19 protein-coding genes are annotated in these 20440 nt (G+C 61.1%); 5 read left to right on the top strand and 14 right to left on the bottom strand.

Annotated features, from left to right (window positions below; translation table 11 throughout):
* Positions 1 to 88 precede the first annotated feature (88 nt).
* A complete protein-coding gene (locus PSH96_RS01180) occupies positions 89 to 1249 on the top strand; it encodes an AAA family ATPase (RefSeq protein ID WP_305457025.1) in 1161 nt (386 codons plus the stop codon).
* A 116-nt stretch (positions 1250 to 1365) separates the two neighbouring features.
* Here the strand turns inward: PSH96_RS01180 and PSH96_RS01175 are convergent, their stop codons facing one another.
* The 11 genes from PSH96_RS01175 to PSH96_RS01125 all read right to left on the bottom strand — a co-directional run bounded on the left by PSH96_RS01175 (position 1366) and on the right by PSH96_RS01125 (position 10698).
* Positions 1366 to 2217, bottom strand: coding sequence for a transporter substrate-binding domain-containing protein (locus tag PSH96_RS01175; RefSeq protein WP_305457024.1), 852 nt, complete (start codon positions 2215 to 2217; stop codon positions 1366 to 1368).
* The gene (locus tag PSH96_RS01170; protein WP_056858161.1) at positions 2214 to 2990 is read right to left on the bottom strand and encodes an amino acid ABC transporter ATP-binding protein; all 777 of its coding nucleotides are present in this window, start codon (positions 2988 to 2990) and stop codon (positions 2214 to 2216) included. The genes PSH96_RS01175 and PSH96_RS01170 overlap by 4 nt, the downstream gene beginning before the upstream one ends.
* Positions 2987 to 3646 (bottom strand): amino acid ABC transporter permease, encoded by a 660-nt coding sequence (locus tag PSH96_RS01165; protein WP_065930871.1) that lies wholly within the window; start codon positions 3644 to 3646, stop codon positions 2987 to 2989. Before PSH96_RS01165 ends, PSH96_RS01170 begins: the two co-directional genes overlap by 4 nt.
* Positions 3627 to 4292 carry an amino acid ABC transporter permease gene (locus PSH96_RS01160; RefSeq protein WP_058422589.1) on the bottom strand — a complete coding sequence of 222 codons (666 nt, stop codon included), beginning with the start codon at positions 4290 to 4292 and terminating at the stop codon, positions 3627 to 3629. Before PSH96_RS01160 ends, PSH96_RS01165 begins: the two co-directional genes overlap by 20 nt.
* A gap of 488 nt (positions 4293 to 4780) precedes the next feature.
* Positions 4781 to 5563, bottom strand: a complete 783-nt coding sequence (locus PSH96_RS01155) for a MetQ/NlpA family ABC transporter substrate-binding protein (protein ID WP_017135750.1) — start codon at positions 5561 to 5563, stop codon at positions 4781 to 4783.
* A gap of 124 nt (positions 5564 to 5687) precedes the next feature.
* Positions 5688 to 6626 carry a sigma 54-interacting transcriptional regulator gene (locus PSH96_RS01150; RefSeq protein ID WP_069786395.1) on the bottom strand — a complete coding sequence of 313 codons (939 nt, stop codon included), beginning with the start codon at positions 6624 to 6626 and terminating at the stop codon, positions 5688 to 5690.
* A 49-nt stretch (positions 6627 to 6675) separates the two neighbouring features.
* On the bottom strand, positions 6676 to 7257 hold the full coding sequence (locus tag PSH96_RS01145) for an alpha/beta hydrolase (RefSeq protein ID WP_058422586.1): 582 nt from the start codon (positions 7255 to 7257) through the stop codon (positions 6676 to 6678).
* A gap of 309 nt (positions 7258 to 7566) precedes the next feature.
* Positions 7567 to 7968, bottom strand: a complete 402-nt coding sequence (locus PSH96_RS01140; RefSeq protein ID WP_017136714.1) for a biopolymer transporter ExbD — start codon at positions 7966 to 7968, stop codon at positions 7567 to 7569.
* A 1-nt stretch (position 7969) separates the two neighbouring features.
* Positions 7970 to 8692 (bottom strand): MotA/TolQ/ExbB proton channel family protein, encoded by a 723-nt coding sequence (locus PSH96_RS01135; RefSeq protein WP_305459957.1) that lies wholly within the window; start codon positions 8690 to 8692, stop codon positions 7970 to 7972.
* A 51-nt stretch (positions 8693 to 8743) separates the two neighbouring features.
* Positions 8744 to 9562: an energy transducer TonB gene (locus PSH96_RS01130; RefSeq protein WP_305457023.1), complete on the bottom strand. Its 819-nt coding sequence runs from the start codon at positions 9560 to 9562 to the stop codon at positions 8744 to 8746.
* A 284-nt stretch (positions 9563 to 9846) separates the two neighbouring features.
* Positions 9847 to 10698 (bottom strand): LysR family transcriptional regulator, encoded by an 852-nt coding sequence (locus PSH96_RS01125; protein ID WP_305457022.1) that lies wholly within the window; start codon positions 10696 to 10698, stop codon positions 9847 to 9849.
* Between the two features lie 109 nt (positions 10699 to 10807).
* Here PSH96_RS01125 and PSH96_RS01120 point away from each other — a divergent pair, with 109 nt between their 5' ends.
* A complete protein-coding gene (locus PSH96_RS01120; protein ID WP_305457021.1) occupies positions 10808 to 12007 on the top strand; it encodes a CynX/NimT family MFS transporter in 1200 nt (399 codons plus the stop codon).
* Here the strand turns inward: PSH96_RS01120 and PSH96_RS01115 are convergent.
* On the bottom strand, positions 11978 to 14293 hold the full coding sequence (locus PSH96_RS01115; protein WP_305457020.1) for a TonB-dependent receptor: 2316 nt from the start codon (positions 14291 to 14293) through the stop codon (positions 11978 to 11980). The genes PSH96_RS01120 and PSH96_RS01115 overlap by 30 nt on opposite strands.
* A gap of 155 nt (positions 14294 to 14448) precedes the next feature.
* Here PSH96_RS01115 and PSH96_RS01110 point away from each other — a divergent pair, with 155 nt between their 5' ends.
* Together PSH96_RS01110 and PSH96_RS01105 are read left to right on the top strand one after the other, a co-directional pair.
* The gene (locus PSH96_RS01110) at positions 14449 to 15393 is read left to right on the top strand and encodes a LysR family transcriptional regulator (protein WP_305457019.1); all 945 of its coding nucleotides are present in this window, start codon (positions 14449 to 14451) and stop codon (positions 15391 to 15393) included.
* Between the two features lie 190 nt (positions 15394 to 15583).
* Positions 15584 to 17191 (top strand): alkaline phosphatase family protein, encoded by a 1608-nt coding sequence (locus PSH96_RS01105; RefSeq protein WP_305457018.1) that lies wholly within the window; start codon positions 15584 to 15586, stop codon positions 17189 to 17191.
* 124 nt (positions 17192 to 17315) lie between these two features.
* Here PSH96_RS01105 and PSH96_RS01100 read toward each other — a convergent pair whose 3' ends face one another.
* Positions 17316 to 18221 (bottom strand): TauD/TfdA family dioxygenase, encoded by a 906-nt coding sequence (locus tag PSH96_RS01100; protein ID WP_305457017.1) that lies wholly within the window; start codon positions 18219 to 18221, stop codon positions 17316 to 17318.
* 181 nt (positions 18222 to 18402) lie between these two features.
* On the opposite strand from PSH96_RS01100, the gene PSH96_RS01095 reads away from it, so the two are divergent.
* Positions 18403 to 19323 (top strand): LysR family transcriptional regulator, encoded by a 921-nt coding sequence (locus PSH96_RS01095; RefSeq protein WP_017136706.1) that lies wholly within the window; start codon positions 18403 to 18405, stop codon positions 19321 to 19323.
* 98 nt (positions 19324 to 19421) lie between these two features.
* On the opposite strand, the gene PSH96_RS01090 is transcribed toward PSH96_RS01095, so the two are convergent.
* Positions 19422 to 20423 (bottom strand): ABC transporter substrate-binding protein, encoded by a 1002-nt coding sequence (locus PSH96_RS01090; RefSeq protein ID WP_305457016.1) that lies wholly within the window; start codon positions 20421 to 20423, stop codon positions 19422 to 19424.
* Positions 20424 to 20440 lie beyond the last annotated feature (17 nt).

Genomic DNA, 20440 nt, shown 5'->3' with positions numbered 1-20440 from the left:
GTGAGTATGCGACTGTGAGCTTAGATCAGGGTTCCTTATCTGCATGGAGCATCCCATACTCCAAGGGTTCCCACGCCGGCTAAAACACATGCTCAAAACCCTCGCGGTGGCCAACTACCGCTCGATCAATAAACTGGTGGTGCCGCTGGCCCGCTTGAACCTGGTTACCGGCCCCAATGGCAGCGGCAAGTCCAACCTGTACCGCGCTTTGCGCTTGCTGGCCGAAACCGCCCAAGGCGGGGTGATCAATGCCCTGGCGCGTGAAGGCGGGCTGGACTCAACCTTCTGGGCCGGGCCCGAGAATGTCAGCCGACGCATGCGCAATGGCGAGGTGGCCGTTGAGCCGACGGTGCGCCAGGGCGTCAAACGCCTGCGCCTGGGGTTTGCCGCTGAGGACTTCAGCTACGCGATCTCCCTAGGGTTGCCGGAAAAGACCCTTTCCGCGTTCCAACTGGACCCGGAGGTAAAGAAAGAATGCATCTGGGCCGGTCACATCTACCGCCCGGCCAGCCTGCTGGTGCAGCGCTCCGGGCCGATGGTGCGCGCCCGCGATGGCCGCGCCTGGGATGTACTGGCCCAGCACACGCCCAACTACCACAGCCTGTTCGATCAGGTCGGCAGCCTGCGCGGCTCGCCGGAGGTGTTGCTGCTGCGCGAAAGCATTCGTGGCTGGCGTTTTTATGATCATTTTCGCAGCGATGTGGACGCCCCTGTGCGCCAGCCGCAACTGGGCACGCGCACGCCAGTGTTGCATCACGACGGCCGCGATTTGGCCGCGGCATTGCAGACCATCCGCGAAATTGGCGACCCCGAGGCGTTGCAGCGCGCCGTCAGTGACGCGTTCCCCGGCGCGCGGCTGAACATCGAGCCGTTGCAAGGTGGGCGTTTTGCGATTGAGTTTTATCAGGAAGGTTTGCTGCGGCCGTTGTCGGCAGCGGAATTGTCAGACGGCACCTTGCGCTACCTGCTGCTGATCGCGGCGCTGCTGACGCCACGGCCGCCGACCATGATGGTGCTGAACGAGCCGGAAACCAGCCTGCACCCGGATTTATTGCCGGCGTTGGCGCGCTTGATTATCCAGGCCTCGACGCAGTGCCAGGTGTGGGTGGTGTCGCATGCCAGCCGCTTGATTGCCGCGTTGCAGCAGGATGAGGAATGCAATTCGATCGTGCTGGAGAAGGTGTTGGGGCAGACTCAGATTGTGGGCCAGGGGATTCTGGATGCGCCGGCTTGGCATTGGCCGGAATAATCGGTGCCTGGAAGGGCCTCTTCGCGAGCAAGCCCGCTCCCACATTTTGATGTGCGAACACACGCAAAGGTGGGAGCTGGCTTGCCTGCGATAGCGGTAGAACAGTCAGCACATAATCAGCCCTGCCACTTACCGCCTTCAACAATCACACTCTCAGGCTTGGTGTCATCGCTCAGCTCTTTACGCACATACTGGTCATACAGCTTGAGCAAAAACTTCTCCTCGCCCAACTTCGCCAGCTCCGCATTCACCCAGTCACGCAATTCGATATTGCCCTTCTTCACCGCCGGTGCAATCGGCGCTTCATCGCCGAGTTTCTCTTCCAGCACGCGGTAGCCAGGGTTTTGCTTGGCCCAGCTGAACAGCACCAGGTTGTCTTGCGCGTAGGCATCGCCACGCCCGGCCGACAGGGCTTGCAGTGACTCGGAGTTTTTCTCGAACTTGAGCAGCTTCCAGTCCGGGTGGTTCTTGGTCAGCCAGATATCGGCGGTGGTGCCGGTAGTGACGATGGTGGTGCGGGCCGCCAGGTCATCCAGGCTTTTCACCGCGCTGTCATTTGGCACCAGCGCCTGCACAGCGACCTTCAAGTTCGGGTTGGTAAAGTCCACCGCTTCCTTGCGCTCCGGCGTCACGGTCATGTTGGCGAGGATCAGGTCGACCTTGTCGCTTTGCAGGAACGGAATACGGCTGGCCGGCTCGACAGCTACGAACTCAACCTTGTTTTCATCGCCCAGCAGGTCCTTGGCGAATTGGCGGCCGATGTCGGTATCAAACCCCACATAGCGGCCCGCTTCGTTGACGAAACCGAACGGGGGTTTGTCGGTAAACACGCCGACAATCAGCTTGTCCCGCGCTTTGATCTTGTCGATGTAGCTGGCAGCAGCGACGGGTTTTGCAGGCTCTTCGGCCTTTTTATCGCAGCCGGCCAGTAAGGCGACGGCAAACAGTGGCAGCAGTAGTTTTTTCATATCAGCTCCAATTCCTTGGTTTTCTTGGGCAGTGTTGAAACAAAGGAGAACTTCTCGAGGAACTGCTGCGCACGTGCGGTTTGCGGGTTCGTAAAGAATGCCTCGGGGGTGTTGTGTTCGAGGATGCGACCGGCCTCCATGAAGACCACGCGGTCAGCGACGGCGCGGGCGAAGGCCATTTCGTGGGTGACGATCAACAGGGTCATGCCATCGCGGGCCAGGCCCTGGATCACTTCCAGCACTTCCTTGACCATCTCCGGGTCGAGGGCGGCGGTGACTTCATCAAACAGCATGACTTGAGGGTTCATGCACAACGAACGGACGATGGCGATGCGTTGCTGCTGGCCGCCGGACAGCTGGCGCGGGAAGGCATCGCGCTTGTCGGCGAGCCCCACGCGCGCCAGCAGTTTCTCTGCTTGCTCACGGGCTTCACGCGGGTCGCGTTTTTGCACTTTCAGCGGGCCGAGCAGGATGTTGTCGAGCACGCTCATGTGCGGGAACAGGTGGTAGCTCTGGAACACCATGCCTACGTCCTGGCGCACCTGGCGCCAGTCGGTGTTTTTGTCCAGCAACTCCTTGCCGGCAAACCGCAGGCTGCCGCTGTGGGCGACTTCCAGCCCATTGAGGCAGCGCAGCAAAGTGCTTTTGCCGCAGCCGCTGGGGCCGAGGATCACCACCACTTCGCCGCTTTGCACGCTCAGATCGATGCCCTTGAGCACCTGCGCCTCGCCGAAAAACTTGTTGAAACCCTGGAACTCGATCAATGCGCTCATGCCTGGCCCCAGCGCCGTTCCAGCACCTTGGAGGCGGCCGACAACGGATAGCAGATAAAGAAGAAAAACAGAAACAGCACGCCGTAGATCAGCACTGACTCGTAGGTGCGCTCGATGATTTGCTGGCCGACCTTGATCACATCCACCACGCCGATCAGCACCGCCAGGGAGCTGGTCTTGATGATCCGCGTGTAGACGTTGATGGTCGGCGGCGTCATGCGTTTCAGCGCCTGGGGTAGCAATACGTAGCCGTACAGTTGCGGGTCGGATAAACCAATCGACAGCCCCGCCTCGCGCTGGCCTCGTGGCAGCGAATGCAGCGCGCCACGCACCACCTCGCCGACTTCGCTGGCGCCCCATAGCGACAGCACCAGCACCGCGCACCAGAAGCTTGGAATGCTCAGGCCAAAGAAAATCGGCAGCCCGAAAAACAGCAGGTACAACCACACCAGCACCGGGATCGCGCGAAACAGCTCCAGGTACACCCGCAGCACCGCGTTGATCACCTTGTTATTCAAGGTGCGCAACACGCCATACAACACGCCGCCGACGGTGCTGAAGGCGATGCTCAAAAAAGAAATCGACAGGGTTTGCGCCGCGCCCTTGCCCAGTTGCGGCAACGACACCCACAACAACTCAAGACCCGAACTGGCCATGCTGGAGCCTCCTTTCCAGGCGGCTGAGCAACAGCGACAGCGGCAAGAACAGCAGCACGCAAATCAGCGTCAACACGGCGAGCATTTCGTAGGTCTTGTAGTAGAGCGCGATGTAGCTCTTGGTGGTGTAGAGAATCTCCGGCACCGCCACGGCGGACACCACGGTGGTCTCTTTGAGCAAAAAGATGAAATTGGCGAACAGCGCCGGCAGGCTGAGGATGCCGGCCTGGGGCAGGATCACATGGCGCAGCAGTTGCCAGTCGGACAGGCCGATGGATTTACCCGACTCGATCTGCGCCAGCGGCACCGCTTCCACGCCGGCGCGCAGCACTTCGGTGAGGTAGGCGCCGCCGAGGAAGGTCATGGTGATGATCGCCGCCCAGAACCCGGAGATATTGAAACCCAGGGCCGGCAGTGCGAAGTACACGAAGAACAGCTGGATCAGCAGCGGCGTGTTACGCGCCAGCTCCACATACAGCGCCACCAGGCGTGACAGGTAGGGCGTGCGAAATACCAGCAGCGCCGCGTTGATCACCGCCACCAGCAACGAGGTGGCAATGGCGATCAAGCCCACTTGCAGTGTGACCCCCACGGCTTTTAGAAACGCCGGCAAGGTGCTGAGGATAAAAGCAAAATCGAAGGTCATCTTGAGTCCATGACGCCGCAGGGGTAATGCGGCGGGCGCTGTCCGTTCCGACGAGGGTAACGTCGGGTAGCGCGAACTTTAAAGGCATAAAAAGTAAAATTTAAATACCGAAATAGCATATTGATATCACCCAAAAAGATAACCGCCGGATTCGCGGGTTGGGTGGGTGACGGCTATGGTTGCTGGGTCTGTGTTTCGAGGGAATGACCGATGAACGAAGCGAAACCGATTGATCCGCAGGAGTTGGTGAAGTGGCTGGTGGCGTTGCGTCGGGCGATCAATAGCCGCGAGCTCTGAGCCACTGCCGCTCCAAATGTGGGAGCTGGCTTGCCTGCGATGGCGGTGGGTCAGCTAACTTATTTGTCACTGACAGACCGCTATCGCAGGCAAGCCAGCTCCCACAGGGTTTGATTGTGCATCAGGCATAAAAAAACGCCGACGCTGCAGTAGCCGTCGGCGTTCAAACCTTGAAGGGGGTTTTATTTACATCAGAACGCAGGCACTACCGCGCCGTTGTACTTCTTCTCGATGAAGGCTTTGACTTGCGGGCTGGTCAGGGCTTTGGCCAGTTTCTGGATCGCGTCGCTGTCCTTGTTGTCCGGGCGGGCAACCAGGAAGTTCACGTACGGCGACTTGGCGTCTTCGATGATCAGCGCGTCCTTGGCCGGGTTCAGGCCGGCTTCCAGAGCGTAGTTGGTGTTGATCACGTCCAGGTCAACCTGGTCCAGTACGCGTGGCAACAGCGCCGATTCCAGCTCTTTGAATTTCAGGTTTTTCGGGTTGCTGGCGATGTCTTTCGGCGTAGCCAGTGCATTGGTCGGGTCTTTGAGCGTAATCAGACCATTCTTTTGCAGCAGCAACAGGGCACGGCCGGCGTTGGAGCCTTCGTTCGGGATGGCCACGGTGGCGCCATCTTTGAGCTCAGAAATATTCTTGATCTTTTTCGAGTAACCGCCGATGGGCTCAACGTGCACACCAATCACGGTGACGAGGTTGGTGCCCTTGCCCTTGTTGAAGTTTTCCAGGTACGGCAGGGTCTGGAAGTAGTTGGCGTCCAGACGCTTCTCGGCAACCTGGGTGTTCGGCTGCACGTAGTCAGTGAAGACTTTGATTTCCAGGTCCACGCCTTCTTTAGCCAGGGTCGGCTTGACCAGCTCAAGGATCTCCGCGTGCGGGATCGGGGTAGCCGCTACCACCAGTTTCTCGTTGGCCTGGGCGAAGCTTGCAGTCAGGGCAGCCGCCAGTGCGGTAAACAACAGAACCTTTTTCATGCAGTGTCCTTATCGAAATTCCGGGGCGTCTCTGACGACCGTTTTTATGGTGTGCCAGCGAAGTGCTATCGCGGCATGAGAGGGACAATACCTATATTTTTTATTCCCGAACAATATCTTTTATTCACGTTGATATTCCATTTTGTTCATGTTGCGGCTGTTCATTTAGAAAGCTGAGCAAGGTTTGCTGTTCGGCGGCGCTGGCACTCGCGAAGATCCGCCGCAGTTGTTCCAACGGCGAACCGGCGGCGGGCAGGTTCAAATGCTCGGGCAAAATCTCATCGCCACTGCTTACCAACAGCGCAAAGTGAATAACGTTTTCCAGCTCGCGGGTATTGCCCGGCCAGCTGTGATGCTCCAGCACACGCTGGGCGGCATCACTGATCAGCGGCACCGGCAGGTCCAGGCGCTGGCTGTAGATGCCAAGGAAATATTCCGCCAGGGACAAAATGTCGCCTACCCGCTCACGCAGGGCTGGCAGGTCCAATTGGCCCTCGCTCAGGTAATGGAACAGGCGTTCATGAAACTTGCCGGCAGCCACAGCCTGGGCCAGGTCGATGCTGGTGGCCGCAACCAGCCGAACATCCACCGGGCTCGGCTGATGAGCGCCGACACGGGTGACTTCGTGGTTTTCCAGGGCGGCGAGCAGTTTCACCTGGATCGGCAGCGGCAAGTCGCCGATCTCGTCCAGGTACAGGGTGCCGCCATTGGCCGAACCAAACCAGCCGGCGCGGCTGCTGGCTGCGCCGCTGTGGCTGCCGGCGGCATAGCCGAACAATTCGGCATCCGCGTAGGTAGGGCTGATGGCGCCGCAATTGACCGACACAAACAAACCCGTGCGGTCGCTGCCCCGGTGAATATGCCGCGCGAGCAGCTCTTTACCACTGCCGGTCTCGCCGCGAATCAACACCGGCAATGCACGCGGCGCGAGGCTTTCCAGCTCTTCACGCAGCTGGCGTGAACGCGGGTCGACAAACACCAGCGCCTTGGCGCGGATGCTCAGCGGGCTTTTTTCAGCATCGGGAAAGGTCAGCAACGGCTGGCCAAAGGTGTCATGACTCATGGCAGGCTCCCGCCCCAAATCCGCTCAGGGACGGGGCGTTGAAAAAAATTTATGCACGGCGCCGGGCGTGATGCTCAAGGCGGTTTTGCAGGCGATAGAGGTAAGCGAAACCCTGTTCCCAGCGTTGGTGGCCGGACTTCACATTGATATGCCCGGCACCGGACAAAATGCCGGCCTCGGCGCCCCAGTTGCGGGCCAGCTCCAAGGCGCGGGTGGCGCTGACGGCGCTGTCATTGTCGGAGCTGACCACTTGGCTGGGAAACGGCAACAGGTGCGTGGGAATCGGTGCAAAGTTGCGCAGGGCGGGGGCACAGGCTGGGCGTTCGACATCGGCCGGCGCCACCAGCAAGGCGCCGCGCACCTGCCGTAGAAAATGCACCGGCGCGGTGGCCGCCCAGTGGGCGACCGTGATGCAACCCAGGCTGTGGGCAATGAGAATCACCGGTGTGCTGTCGGCGGCGATGGCCTCCGCCAGTGCCGCCACCCAGTCTTCGCGACGCGGGGTAAGCCAGTCGGCCTGCTCCACGCGCGCACTGTTGGGCAGGCTGTTCTGCCAATGACTTTGCCAATGATCTTCTGGCGATCCTTGCCAGCCCGGCACGATCAGATAACGAATCGACTCGCTGTGCATGGGTGTGCCCTCCTGCAGCGTTTAACGTTGCTGGTCAGTATAGGGACGAGGGTTATATTCGTTAAGGAATAAGAAGCTATTTATTAATAACCAAAATATCAATCACACGGATACTTAAAAATGTGGGAGCTGGCTTGCCTGCGATAGCGGTGGGTCAGTCGATACATCTGTAACTGAGAGACCGCTATCGCAGGCAAGCCAGCTCCCACATGGACCGGGTTGCACAGTGGAAATCAGGTAAATACCAGGTAAAAAAAAGGCCGCACCCTGCCAAGGAGACGGCCAAAAAATTGTCGAGGCTTTTGAAACTTAACGTGCCGTAATCACCGACAGCTTGGTGATGCCCGCGCGCTCGATAGACGCCATGGCTCGCGCCACTTCGCCGTAATTCACACCATCATCGGCCTGCAGTTGCACCCGCACTTCCGGGTCCTTGGCCTTGGCCGCCTGCAGGTTGAATTCCAACAGGTCGGGCTGGATTTCGTCCTTGTTGATAAACAATTTGCCGGCACCGTCGATGCTGACCACCAGCGGGTCTTTCTGCTCCACCGGGGCTACAGCCTGGGTCTTGGGCAGGTTGATCGGGATCGAGTTGGTCAACAACGGCGCGGTGACGATAAACACCACCAGCAGCACCAGCATCACGTCCACCAGCGGCGTGACGTTGATCTCGCTCAGCACCTCATCACTGTCTTGCGTGGAGAAGGCCATCTCAGGACGCCTCCTTCACTTTTTGCGCGGTGCCGGCCGCGCTTTTGGTCAGGGTCGGGTGCAGCAGCACACGGAAGGAATTCTTCTGCGCCAGGCTGTAGAAATCGTGGGCGAAGTCATCCAGGTCCGCCGCCGTGAGCTTCAGGCGACGCAGGAAGTAGTTGTAGACCAGCACCGCCGGCACGGCGACGGCGATACCCACACCGGTGGCGACCAGGGCCGCACCAATCGGGCCGGCCACGGTTTCCAGGCTGGCCGAGCCGGCAGCGCTGATGCCCTTGAGGGCTTCCATGATGCCCCACACGGTGCCGAACAGGCCGATAAACGGCGAGGTGCTGCCGATACTGGCGACCACGGCCAAGCCGGTTTCCAAAGAGCGGCGCTCACGCACGATCTGCTGGCGCAAGGCGCGTTCAAGGCGGTCCTGGTGATTGATGGCCTGGCTCAAGTCTGCCGCGTGCGGTGCATCACCGACCTGGATCGCGGCATAACCGGCCTGGGCCACACGGGCAGCGGCGCCGGGCTGGGTTTCGGCCAATTCAGCGGCGGCATCGAGGCTCGACGCCGCCCAGAACTGTTTGTGGAATTTTCGATCCTGGGCCTTGAGGCGTCCGAACTGCACGCCCTTCAATAACGCCAGGCCCCAGGTGGCGACCGAAAAGACCACCAGCAGCCAGATCACCGCGCTTTCGATGGATTCAAGTGGAGATGCTAATGCCATGATGTTTTCCCTCTGTGCAGGTGGCGGCGTGTCCAACACACCGCTGCCGAATAGTTAGTGAATCTTGAAATCGATCGGAACGCTGACCCAGCCGTCCTGGGCCACATCGCCCTGCTTGGCCGGCACGAAGCTCCAACGCTTCACGGCGGTCAGTGCGGCGTCGTCGAGTTGCTGGCGACCGCTGCTTTTCTGGATCTGGACCTCGCCCGGCTTGCCGCTGGCCAACACATGCACGCGCAACAACACCGTGCCTTCCCAGCCACGGCGCTGGGCCAGTGACGGGTACTCCGGCGCCGGGTTCTTCAAGTACGCAGCGTTGGCCGAAGCCGGTGTCACCGGTGCAGGTGACGGTGTCGGTGGCGCTGCAGGCGCTGGAGGCGCGGGTGTCGGTGGCGCGGGCGGTTGCTCGACCGCTTTCGGCACAGGCTTGGGTTCTGGTTTCGGGACCGGCTTTGGTTTGGGTTTTGGAACAGGTTTTGGCGGTGCAGGCTTGGCGGCCAACTCATCGACAACCGGCGGCGGTGGCTCGACCACAGGTGGCGGCGGTGGTGGCGGCACAGGCGGAGGCGGCTCCACCACCGGCGGCGCGGGCTGGGAAAATTCGATGGTCATCGGCGGGATTTCCGGCGGCACAATCGGCAGCACCGGCGTGGGCTTCTGGCTCACCCAATAGATCACCGCACCGTGCAGGGCCAGCACCAGCAACCCGAGCAGAATCCCTTCGCGACGGCTCGAAAAACGCTTAGGGGTTTTCTGCAAACGCAATTGCCCCAACGGCGCGCGGTGCGGCCGGCCAAGGTCGACCAACTCACCACCCGGTGCCTGGCGCCACTGCGCCTCGGGTGCACTGGCGGCGGTCTGGACATTGCCCATTGATTCACTCCCTACGGTTTTCACACAAAAAAACCGACAGGCCTGCCAAAGCGGCCGTCGAGGGCTGAATCATCGGGGCTAGACGCTTATCTCTTAAAGTAATCTTTAAAGTTATACATAGATCTAAATTGAATAAACGAAACATCCTGAAACGCCAAAGCCACGGCTGCCGTGGCCTGTGGCGAAGGGGTTGTTTTTGAATGCTTTAAAGGCATAAAAAATATTCAGTAAACGCATGGATTGTGGCGAGCGGGCTCGCCACAAAAAAACACTCGTCGAAAGCGTCAAGATGGGTTGTTGGCGCATAGAGCGAACAATTGCTGCTGCAAAGTCTGCCCTGCCGCGCCCAACCCACTGCGGCCATACAGCGCTAGGCGCACGCCCTGCACCATCGGCAAACCACTGTCATCGCCGAGCACCACATGCCCAGGCTGCACCACCCGCCGTGGCAACAAGCTGATGCCCAGCCCCGCCGCCACCGCCGAACACACACTGGCCAAACTGGCGCTGGAATAGCCGATACGCCAACGCCAGCCGCCGACTTCCAGGTGGTGGAGCATTTCATTGCGGTACAAACCGCCTACCGGAAACGCCACCAGGGGCAGCGGGTCGCGCCCCAGCGACGGCATGTCGCGGCTGTCGACCCAGCACAGGGGTTCCGGCCACGAGGCCACGCAGTCGTCGCTGTCGCCCATCTGCTTGACCAGCAACACGTCGAACTCGCCGGCACGGTATTGGCGCTGCAACTCGGGGCCCAGGCCGCTGGTCACCTCAAGACGCACCCGCGGATAGGCCACCACAAAAGCCGACAGCAACGGCATCAGGCGTTCGGCGGCAAAGTCTTCCGGCACACCCAGGCGCAATACGCCGTCGCTTTGCTGGTTGATCAAGACATCGGCGGCCTCTTCATGCAGCGCGAGGATGCGCCGCGCGTACGCCAGCAAACGCTCGCCCTCGGCCGTGGCCACCACGCGGCGCTGGTCACGGTCGAGCAACTGGCACGCCACCGTGTCTTCCAGGCGGCGGATCTGCTGGCTGACGGTGGATTGGGTCAAGTGCAGGCGCTCGGCGGCGCGGGTGAAATTGCCGCAATCCACCACGGCGACAAAACTGCGCAATAACACGGGATCGAACATGCTTGTCACCATTACGTTTGCCACTGATTGGCATGGTTATATTTAATTTCAGAATACTCTGGCGGCTGGCCATACTTCACGCCTCTTTTGCGCAGACGACAGGCCGTGCATGACGCTCAACCATTCATTCGCGGGAAAACTCGCCGGCTGGGGCCTTTTGGTCGTACTGGGCCTGAACCTGCGCCCCATCCTCAGCTCCATCAGCCCGTTGCTCGGCGAGATCCGCCAGGCCACCGGCCTGAGTTTCCAAAGCAGCGCCCTGCTCACCAGCCTGCCGGTGGTGTGCATGGGCCTGGTGGCGCTGGTCGGTGTGCGCGTGGAAGCGCGCCTGGGCGAGCGGCGCGGCATTGCCCTTGGCTTGATGATGATTCTGCTGGCGTGCCTGGCGCGCTGGTTGATGGGCCAGGCGTCGGCGCTGCTGGTTACCGCGTTGCTGGGCGGTGCCGGTGTGGCGCTGATCCAGGCGTTGGTGCCGGCGATGATCAAGCGCCAATTTCATCACCGCGTGCCGGTGGCGATGGGTGTGTATTCGGCCTCGTTGATGGCGGGCGGTGGCCTGGCGGCGTTGCTCAGCCCAGTGGTGGCTACGCATTTTCAGCAATGGCAGGCGGGGCTTGGCGTTTGGCTGTTACCTGCCTTGGGGGCGTTGCTGCTGTGGGCCTGGCTGCCGTTGGGCGCGGCGAGAAACCAGCAAATCGCGCCTGCCTTCAAGGGGCTGCGCAATCGTCGGGCCTGGCTGCTGGCGTTGTATTTCGGGCTGGTGAATTGCGGCTACATGAGCATGGTGGCGTGGCTGCCGGCCTACTATCAGCAACTCGGCTGGGGCGTGTTGCCCAGCGGTTCGTTGCTGGCGTTCATGACCATCTTCCAGGTGATCGCTGCGCTGTTGATGCCGGTGCTGGCTCAGCGCGGTATCGACCGTCGTCCGCTGCTCGGCATCAGCCTGTTGGCGCAGACTGTCGGCTACCTCGGCCTGATCCTCGCACCGCTGGAGTACCCGCACCTGTGGGTAGCCTTGTGCGGTTTTGGCCTGGGCGCGTGTTTCGCCCTGAGCCTGCTGCTGACCCTCGACCACCACCGCGATCCACGTCAGGCCGGGCAACTGGCGGCCTTTGTGCAGGGCGTGGGCTTTTTGATCAACGCGGTTTCGCCCTGGCTGACCGGCTGGCTGCGCGAACTCACCGGCAACTTCGTCAGCGCCTGGGTGGTGCTGACGGTCACGGTGCTGGCGATGCTGGTGGTGACGCGGGTGTTTAGCCCGGCCACCTACCGCACCGACTCAGAAGTCGTAGCGGCCCGTCACGCCTAGGGTGCGCGGCGTGCCCAGCAAGCCTTCGTAGCCGCCGTTGCCGCCCGTCCACAGGGTGGTGTAGTAGGTTTTGTCGAAGGCGTTTTTCAGCCACAACGACACATCCCACTGCCCTTGCTGGTAGTTGCCGCGCAGGCCGGTAGAGAGGTTGACCACCGCGTAGGCCGGAATCTGCCCATAGTCGGAATCCTCGACTGTGCCCACCGCTTTGGAGCGGAATGCATAGCTGGCGGTCACGTAAGGTTCGAAGCCGTTATCCAGGTTCCACTTGTACTCGCCGTTGGCGTTGGCGATCCACTTGGACGCGCCGACCACTTGGTGACCGCTCAAGTCGCAGGAGGCCGGCGCACCCGGGCGCAGGCTGACTTCCGGTGGGCACGGCGCATCTTTGTAAGACAGGTAACTCACATCGTTGAACGAGCCATTGATATTCAACGTCAGGCCCCGGATCGGCACCAGCGTGCTTTCCACTTCCACGCCGCGCGAGCGCACGGAGCCGGCGTTGGTCAGGTATTGCACGCGGTTGTCCTGGTCGTAGGCGTTGGTCTGGTAGCCGTTGACCTGAGTCCAGAACAGGTTGGCATTAAGTTGCAGACGGCGGTCCCACAGCGTGCTTTTAAACCCCAGCTCGGCGTTGTTGGCGCGCTCGGTGCCGACCAGCAGCGAATCGGCCCCGGCCGTCGGGGCAGAGCCCACCACCAAATTCACCCCGCCGGACTTCTCGCCATGGGACAACGTGGCGTAGCCAAGCAGGTTGTCGTTGAAGTGGTAGCTCAGGTTGAGCAGCCCCGACGGCGTGGCGCTGTACTGGTTGAGATCGCCGGAGTCATACGCGCCGGTGCGCCCACGCCGCGCCGTGGCAGCGGCGCCGGTGACCGCAGCGCCACCCACGGGCGCATTGCGGCTCACCCAGGCGCTTTTTTCTTCGTAAGTGCCGCGCACACCGGCGGTAAAATCCAGGCGCTCGGTGAGGTGCCAGGTGCCTTGGGCGAACAGGGCAAAACTGTCGGTGCGGATATGCCCGTTGCCGACGGTGCTCACATCATTCAGCGCGCCGGTCGGCGTGCCATTCCAGATATCCGCCTTGGGCCCGTAATAGGCGAAGGATTTGTTATCCAACGAGTTGCCGAAGTAGTAGGCGCCCAGCACATAGTCGAAGAAACCGCCGGTGGGCGAGGCCAGGCGGAATTCCTGGGACCACTGCTTATCTTCCACCGACACACCGGCGTTATACGACGCCGGCACATTGAGGCCGTCGTCATTGCGCGGGGTGAAATTCCACCAGCGATAGGAGCTGACCGAGGTCAGGGTGAAGTCACTCGGCAGCGTCCAGTTGGCTTCCAATGAAGTGCCGCCCTGGAACACGGTGACATGCTGGTCGTTGTCCAGGTTGACCTTGCGATGGGTGCCATCCACCAGGGTCGCGCCCGCCGCTGCGGCGCGGGATTGATAGAGGTTGGTGCCATTGATGGTCGGCCCCGTGCTGTACAGCACGCGGGTGCCGGCGCTGGAGTCTTCTTCGTTGTAGTCGCCGATCCAGCGCAGGTTGAAAGTGTCGCTGGGCTTGTACAGCAACTGCCCGCGAAAGCCCTGGCGTGAGCCGCCGTTAAGGTCATGGCCGTTGTATTCGTTTTTGATGTCGCCATCGCTGCGTGTGCGATAGGCGGAAAAACGCCCCGCCAACTCGTCGGTGAGCGGGCCGGAAATCGTGCCCTTGGTCTGGAAATAACCGTCCTCGCCCAACGAGGTTTCAATGCTGCGCTCCGGAGTGAAACTCGGCGCGCGCGTACTGATATTGATCACGCCCGCCGTGGTGTTCTTGCCGAACAAGGTGCCTTGCGGACCACGCAAGACTTCAAGCTGCTCGATGTCCATCAAGTCGAACACCGCCATGCCCGGCCGCCCGAGATAAACGTTGTCGATATACAGCCCCACGCTGCCTTCCAGGCCGTCGCTGGCCGGGTTGTTGCCCAACCCGCGAATCGACACGCTGGACTGGCGCGCATGCATGTAGGCGACGTTGACGCTGGGCACCAGTTGCTGCAAATCCTGAATGCGGTAGACCCGCTGGCTCTCCAGCGCCTGGCCGCCGATGACGCTCATGGGCGTCGGCACTTCCTGGGCGCTTTCGGTGCGCCGCCGGGCGGTCACAGTGACGGTCTCAAGCTGGCCGCTGGCGTTTTCACCCTTGCCGGCAGGCGCAGGCGTTTCGGCGGCCTGGGTCGGCGACCAACTGGTGCTGCCGGCCACCAGCATGGCCAGGGGCAAGGACTTCAACAGACTCATAAGCGGCTCCGAAACCCGGAAATATCCATCAATAGATATTCCCAAAAGTTATTTATTTATGTTTTATCGAACATTTACTGCATAAGAGATAGCCTTTATAAGGAGTCGACCTAATGCATAGCCAATGCATTTCCCGGATATTTTTGATGTGAAAAATGCATATCGACTTACGCCAACTTCGCCACTTCATTGCCCTTGCCGAACAACGCAGTTTTGTCGCGGCGGCATTGGCCGTGAACCTGTCGCAGTCGGCGTTCAGTCGCAGCATCCAGGCGCTGGAACACAGTGCCGGTTGCCAACTGGTAGACCGTGGCCGCAAGGACCTGGCGCCGACCAAGCAAGGCCAGGTGCTGCTCGAACATGCACGGCGCCTGGTCAGCGGCGCGCAGCAACTGGCCAACGAGATCAGCCAGTTCAATGGCCTGGAAGCCGGTGAACTGCGCTTCGGCTGCGGCCCGGCGCCCGCTGCCGGGTTGATCCCGCGTGCCATCGGCAGTTTTATCGGGCGCTACCCCAAGGCCCGCGTGCAGTTCCAGGTGGATGACTGGCAAAGTTTGAGCAAGCGCCTGCTCAGCGAAGAGTTCGAATTTTTCGTCGCCGACACCCGCCACTTCGAAGCCAACCCGGACTACCACACCCACCGCCTGCGCGCGCGGCGCTGGTACTTCTGCTGCCGCACCGGGCACCCGCTGGCCGAGCGCGAAAGCGTCAGCGCCGCCGAGCTGATGAGCTACCCGCTGGCGGTGACGATTCGCCCGCCGAACCTGCGCAAGGTCATCGTCGACCTCAGCGGCCGGCCGGATTACCTGCCCAATGTGGAGTGTGAAAACGGCTACAGCCTGATGGGTGTGGTGTTGCGCTCGGATGCGATCGGCATCGTCAGTGCCAACAGCGATGTGCTGCATATGGCGCGGGGTGAGTTGGTGTGTTTGAAGATTGATGGGCTGGCGGAGGATCTGGAGGAACGCTATACGCGCTATGGGATTGTCAGCCGTGCGGGGTATCGGTTATCGCCGCTGGCGGAGGCGATGATTGAGCAGATCAAGCAGATCGATGAGCTGGATGAGGACGTGTGCGCGCTGGAGAATGTCGCCGTCTGAGCGGGCGTTATCGCAGGCAAGCCAGCTCCCACAGGGGAACGCATTTCAACTGTGGGAGCTGGCTTGCCTGCGATAGCGCCGTTAGCAACACCCATGCATTCCCTGCATAAAACCCAGTCCTCAAATGCACTTGCCAGCCCACCACCCGAACAGCGAAAACCTTCACCTGTCCTCAGTCCGGTGAAGCCTCATGTCCAACTCCCAACCCGTGCGCAACGTGCTGTACATCATGTGCGATCAACTGCGCCGCGATTATCTGTCGTGCTACGGCCACGCGCATTTGCACACGCCGAATATCGACCGCCTCGCCGCCGCCGGCGTGCGTTTCAGCCGCGCCTACACCCAGGGCACCATTTGCGGGCCGTCGCGGATGTCGGCGTACACCGGGCGCTATGTCAGCAGCCATCAGGTGGCCTGGAACGCGGTGCCGCTGCCCTTGGAAGAGCTGACCATCGGCGACTACCTGCGCCCCCATGGCATCCGCACCGCGCTGGTGGGCAAGACCCACGCCACGCCGAACCTGGAGGCTTTGCAGCGCCTGAATATCAACCCTGAAAGCCCGCAGGCCGAGCCCTTCAATGAGGTGGGCTTCGATGCGTATTTGCGCCATGACGGCATCTACCCCGACAGCCCGCTGTTCGCGGAAAAACGCGAGTCCGCGCCCTACACCCAGTACCTGCGCGAGCACGGCTACGACGGCACCAACCCATGGCATGAATGGGCCAACGCCGCCGCCGGTGAAAACGGTGAGGTACTCAGCGGCTGGCACATGCGCAACGCCGGGCTACCTGCACGCGTAGCCGAGCAGCATTCGGAGACCGTCTACACCACCGACCGCGCCATCGACTTTATCGCTGAACAAGGCGAGCAACCGTGGTGCTTGCACCTGTCGTACATCAAGCCGCACTGGCCCTACATTGCGCCGGCGCCGTATCACGCGCTGTATGGCGCCGCGCATATCCAGGTGCCGATTCAGCCTGCGCACACCAGCGATCATCCGGTCTACCAGGCTTTCCGTCAGCATCAGGAGAGCGTGAATTTTTCCCGTGATGAAGTGCGGCTCACGGTGATTCCAACCTACATGGGCCTGATCAAACAAGTCGATGATCAACTCGGGCGGCTGTTCGATGTTCTGCAAAGCAACGGCCGCTGGGACGACACGCTGATCGTGTTCACCAGCGACCATGGCGACTTCCTCGGCGACCACTTCCTGGGCGAAAAGGAGTTTCTGCTGGAGCCTGCGGTGGGCATTCCGCTGATCGTGCGCGACCCGCGTGCCAGTGCCGATATCAGCCGTGGCACGGTGGACGAGCGCCTGGTGGAAACCATCGACGCCCTGCCAACGTTCCTCGATGCCCTGGGCTTGCCCGCCGCAGACCATCGCCTGGAAGGCCGCTCACTGATCCCGCTGCTGCACGGCGACCCCATCACCTGGCGCAACTACGCCATCGCTGAATATGACTATGCCTTCCAGGCTCCCGCCCGAGAGCGGCTGGCGCAGCCTATCGACCGCTGCCGCATGACCATGGTGCGCAGTGAGCGTTGGAAATACCTGGCCTATGACGGCTTTCGTCCACAGCTGTTTGACCTGGAAAATGACCCGCAGGAAGTGCACGATTTGGGCGAAGATCCGGCGTATGCGGCGGTGCGCGACACGCACTTGGGTTATCTGTTGGAGTGGCTGCGCGGGTTGAAGCGGCGCACCACCATCAGCCATGCGGAGGTTGATTCGCGTGGCCAGTGGTTCCGGTACGGTGAGCCTGAGGCGGAAAAGGTGGTGAAAATCGGCGTCTGGTAAACACCACAAAACCCATGTGGGAGCGGGCTTGCTCGCGAATGCGGTCTGTCAGTTACAAATATACTGACTGATCCACCGCATTCGCGAGCAAGCCCGCTCCCACATTTTTGATCTGCGACTTAGCTCATAATCCCTTTGTGGTCTGGCTGCGCTGCCCTTGCACACTCACCGGCACATCGCCCTTGAGCGTGACCCGGCGCACGATGCGTTCCTGGGTGCCGTAATCGTCCACCGCGTAATGCTGAGTCGCGCGGTTGTCCCAGATCGCCACGTCGCCGGTGTTCCAGCGCCAGCGCACGGTGTTTTCCAGGCGGGTAACGTGGCCTTGCAGCAGGTTGAACAGCTGCGCCGATTCGGTCTGTGAATAGCCTTTGAGGCGTTTGACGAAGTGGCCCAGCAGCAAGGTTTTTTCGCCGCTGACCGGGTGTACACGCACCACTGGATGCTCGGTTTCATACACGGTGGAAGTAAAGATTTTGCGGTATTCCTCAAGCTTTTCCAGCGACACATCCGGCTTGCGCCCGGCGTAGTCGTACTCGTTGCTGTGCACGGCCCACAGGTTGTCGGCGAGTGCGCGCAGGTCGGCGCTGAGGTCGTTGTAGGCGGCGGCCGTGTTGGCCCACACCGTGTCGCCACCGGACTTTGGCGCCAGCACCGAACGCAGAATCGAGGCTTTCGGGTAGGCATCGACGAAGGTCACGTCGGTGTGCCAGGAATTGGCGCGCTGGCCACGGGCACCGTCCAGTTCCAACAGGAAGCGCGTGCCGTCGCGCACCGGCACCGTCGGGTGTGCGATCGGCGCGCCGAGCAGGTGCGCGAAGGCTTCCTGGCTCTGGTCATCGAGGTGGGTTTGCTCGCGGAAGAAGATCACTTTGTACTGCACCAGCGCTTGCTGGATGGACTCGACGGTGGCGGCATCCAGGTCGCCGGAGAGTTTGATGCCACGGATCTCGGCGCCGATGCGGCCGGCCACAGGGTGGATGTCGAGCGCCTGGGCGACGGGTTGAACAGCTAATGTGGCGTTGCTCATTGTGATGACCCTCATGTGCCTGCTGATGGTGGGATGCTTTCCTGCAACGCTCTATTCATATGCAATTTAGATCTAGCAAATGAATCATTGCTTCGTTGACGGAATAAGAGCTTGCATTTAAAACCTCAGCTCCCACGGTCGCAAATGCCTTCGACCTATTTTTAAAATGCCGGGAAAGCATATGGATCTTCGCCAACTTCGGTACTTCATCGCCCTCAACGAACACCGCAGTTTCGTGCGTGCAGCCGACGCCATGGGCATCACCCAACCGGCGTTCAGCCGCAGCATCCAGGGGCTCGAACAGGAGTTCGGCTGCGTGCTGGTCGACCGTGGCCACAAGGACTTGCGCCCCACGCCAGAGGGCCAGGTGGTGCTGCAACATGCCTTGACTCTGGTGCACGGCGCCGCACTGCTGAGCAGTGAAGTCACGCGCATGACCAAGCTCGACGCCGGCGACCTGCGCTTTGGTTGTGGCCCGGCGCCAGCGGTAAAACTGGTGCCGGACGCAGTGGCGCGTTTTATCGGCGCGCACCCGAAAATCCGCACCAGTTTCCAGGTGGATAACTGGGAAAAACTCAGCCGCGCCTTGAGCCGCGAAGAGATCGAATTTTTTATCGCCGACATCCGCCAGTTCGAGGCCGACCCGAATTTCCAGACCCGCGCATTGACGCCCAAGCGCGGCGTGTTTTTCTGCCGCCCTGGGCACCCGTTGCTGGCCAAGGACAGCCTGTCGACCAACGACATGTTCGACTACCCGCTGGCCTCGCCGCTGATCTCCCAGGGCATTCGCAAACTGCTGGCAAACCTGAGCGGGCGCATGGATTTTTCACCCAGCATTCAGACTGAACACTTCCCGGCGCTGGTGAAAATCGTGCTGCAATCGAATGCCATCGGCGTGGGCACCGAGGAAGCCTTTGCCGAGGACATCGCACAGGGTTCGCTGGTGCTGCTGCACTGGCGCAACCTGCCGCAGAACATGGAAACCATGAGTGCGCGGTGCGGGATTGTCAGCCGCACCGGGTCGAGGTTATCGCCGGCGGCGAAGGCGATGATTGAGACGCTGGTGGAGGTCGACAGGCAGGAGGTGAGTGTGGCGGTTTGACGGGCCTCTTCGCACGCAAGCCAGCTCCCACAGTTGGAATGCATGCCCCTGTGGGAGCTGGCTTGCCTGCGATAGCAATATCCCAGCCACCAAAATTCTCAGAGCCCCGCCGCCGCCAGGTTCGGCGCCACCCAGTCACTCACCTGAAACGACTTGCGAATCAAGCGCTCCTTGGACGCCAAGTCCACCGCGTCCTGCAACTTGCCCAGGAACACCGGATCCAGGGTCGCCGGGAAAATCTCGCTGAGCTGCTGGTCTTTCAAGTCGTTGGTCAGGATTACCGGTGGATAACTGGCTCGCTCCGACACCAGTTCGATATAGGCCTGCTTGTTGCTGTCGGTGGTCAACCACTGCACCGCTTGCTGCTGGGCCTTGAGCAGCTTGGCTACCGCATCAGGGTGTTCGTCGACAAACTGTTTGCTGCCCACCAGCACCGCCTGGACGCTGCCGGCACCGCCGAGGTCCTTGGTGGTGAGCGGTATTTCCGCCAGCCCTTTGGCCTGCAACGCCGTCAGGTTCGAACCGCCCCAGGTCGCATCAATCTGCTTGGCGGCCAACGCCGCGCCCGCTGCGTTGAAATCCAGGTTGATGACCTTCAGGTCCTTTTCATTCAAGCCCTGGCTGGCCAATGCACTGTCGAACGACAACTGGCTGGCCGTACCACGGAACACCGCCACGCGCTTGCCCTTGAGATCTTGCAAAGTCTTGATCCCCGAGCCTGGTACCACGCCCAGGTACTGCTTGATGTCGCGCGCGGTGGCGCTGAGCAAACGCGTGTCCAGCCCATTGGAGCGACCGATGATCGCCGCCAGATCGCCCAGGTAGGCCAGGTCCACCTGGCCATTGGCGAAGGCTTCATTGATCACGGGACCGGCGCCCTTGAAGTAATTCCACTGAATCTTGATGCCTTGGTCGGCAAAGGCTTTTTCGAAGACCTGCTGCTCGCGCAATACATCCGTTATACCGCCGCCGCTGTGCTGGCTGCCGGCACTCAGGTCAGGCACGGCGATGCGGATTTCCTTGAGGTCGGCAGCGTGCACCAACCCGGCCAGGGCGGTGCCCGCGAACAGGCTGATCAGACGTTTGAAGGGCAGTTTCATAAGCGCAGCTCCTGGTG

The sequence above is a fragment of the Pseudomonas sp. FP2338 genome (genome assembly GCF_030687515.1).
Lineage (GTDB): Bacteria > Pseudomonadota > Gammaproteobacteria > Pseudomonadales > Pseudomonadaceae > Aquipseudomonas > Aquipseudomonas salomonii.
Note: the sequence above shows the minus strand (reverse complement) of the source record. Positions and strands in the feature narration are given on the sequence as shown.

What these genes read in the sequence shown, in the direction of transcription:
- PSH96_RS01180 (WP_305457025.1), top strand. Translation starts at nt 89, where the DNA reads ATGCTCAAAACCCTCGCGGTGGCCAACTACCGCTCGATCAATAAACTG.
- PSH96_RS01175 (WP_305457024.1), bottom strand. Translation starts at nt 2,217, where the DNA reads ATGAAAAAACTACTGCTGCCACTGTTTGCCGTCGCCTTACTGGCCGGC.
- PSH96_RS01170 (WP_056858161.1), bottom strand. Translation starts at nt 2,990, where the DNA reads ATGAGCGCATTGATCGAGTTCCAGGGTTTCAACAAGTTTTTCGGCGAG.
- PSH96_RS01165 (WP_065930871.1), bottom strand. Translation starts at nt 3,646, where the DNA reads ATGGCCAGTTCGGGTCTTGAGTTGTTGTGGGTGTCGTTGCCGCAACTG.
- PSH96_RS01160 (WP_058422589.1), bottom strand. Translation starts at nt 4,292, where the DNA reads ATGACCTTCGATTTTGCTTTTATCCTCAGCACCTTGCCGGCGTTTCTA.
- PSH96_RS01155 (WP_017135750.1), bottom strand. Translation starts at nt 5,563, where the DNA reads ATGAAAAAGGTTCTGTTGTTTACCGCACTGGCGGCTGCCCTGACTGCA.
- PSH96_RS01150 (WP_069786395.1), bottom strand. Translation starts at nt 6,626, where the DNA reads ATGAGTCATGACACCTTTGGCCAGCCGTTGCTGACCTTTCCCGATGCT.
- PSH96_RS01145 (WP_058422586.1), bottom strand. Translation starts at nt 7,257, where the DNA reads ATGCACAGCGAGTCGATTCGTTATCTGATCGTGCCGGGCTGGCAAGGA.
- PSH96_RS01140 (WP_017136714.1), bottom strand. Translation starts at nt 7,968, where the DNA reads ATGGCCTTCTCCACGCAAGACAGTGATGAGGTGCTGAGCGAGATCAAC.
- PSH96_RS01130 (WP_305457023.1), bottom strand. Translation starts at nt 9,562, where the DNA reads ATGGGCAATGTCCAGACCGCCGCCAGTGCACCCGAGGCGCAGTGGCGC.
- PSH96_RS01125 (WP_305457022.1), bottom strand. Translation starts at nt 10,698, where the DNA reads ATGTTCGATCCCGTGTTATTGCGCAGTTTTGTCGCCGTGGTGGATTGC.
- PSH96_RS01120 (WP_305457021.1), top strand. Translation starts at nt 10,808, where the DNA reads ATGACGCTCAACCATTCATTCGCGGGAAAACTCGCCGGCTGGGGCCTT.
- PSH96_RS01115 (WP_305457020.1), bottom strand. Translation starts at nt 14,293, where the DNA reads ATGAGTCTGTTGAAGTCCTTGCCCCTGGCCATGCTGGTGGCCGGCAGC.
- PSH96_RS01110 (WP_305457019.1), top strand. Translation starts at nt 14,449, where the DNA reads ATGCATATCGACTTACGCCAACTTCGCCACTTCATTGCCCTTGCCGAA.
- PSH96_RS01105 (WP_305457018.1), top strand. Translation starts at nt 15,584, where the DNA reads ATGTCCAACTCCCAACCCGTGCGCAACGTGCTGTACATCATGTGCGAT.
- PSH96_RS01100 (WP_305457017.1), bottom strand. Translation starts at nt 18,221, where the DNA reads ATGAGCAACGCCACATTAGCTGTTCAACCCGTCGCCCAGGCGCTCGAC.
- PSH96_RS01095 (WP_017136706.1), top strand. Translation starts at nt 18,403, where the DNA reads ATGGATCTTCGCCAACTTCGGTACTTCATCGCCCTCAACGAACACCGC.
- PSH96_RS01090 (WP_305457016.1), bottom strand. Translation starts at nt 20,423, where the DNA reads ATGAAACTGCCCTTCAAACGTCTGATCAGCCTGTTCGCGGGCACCGCC.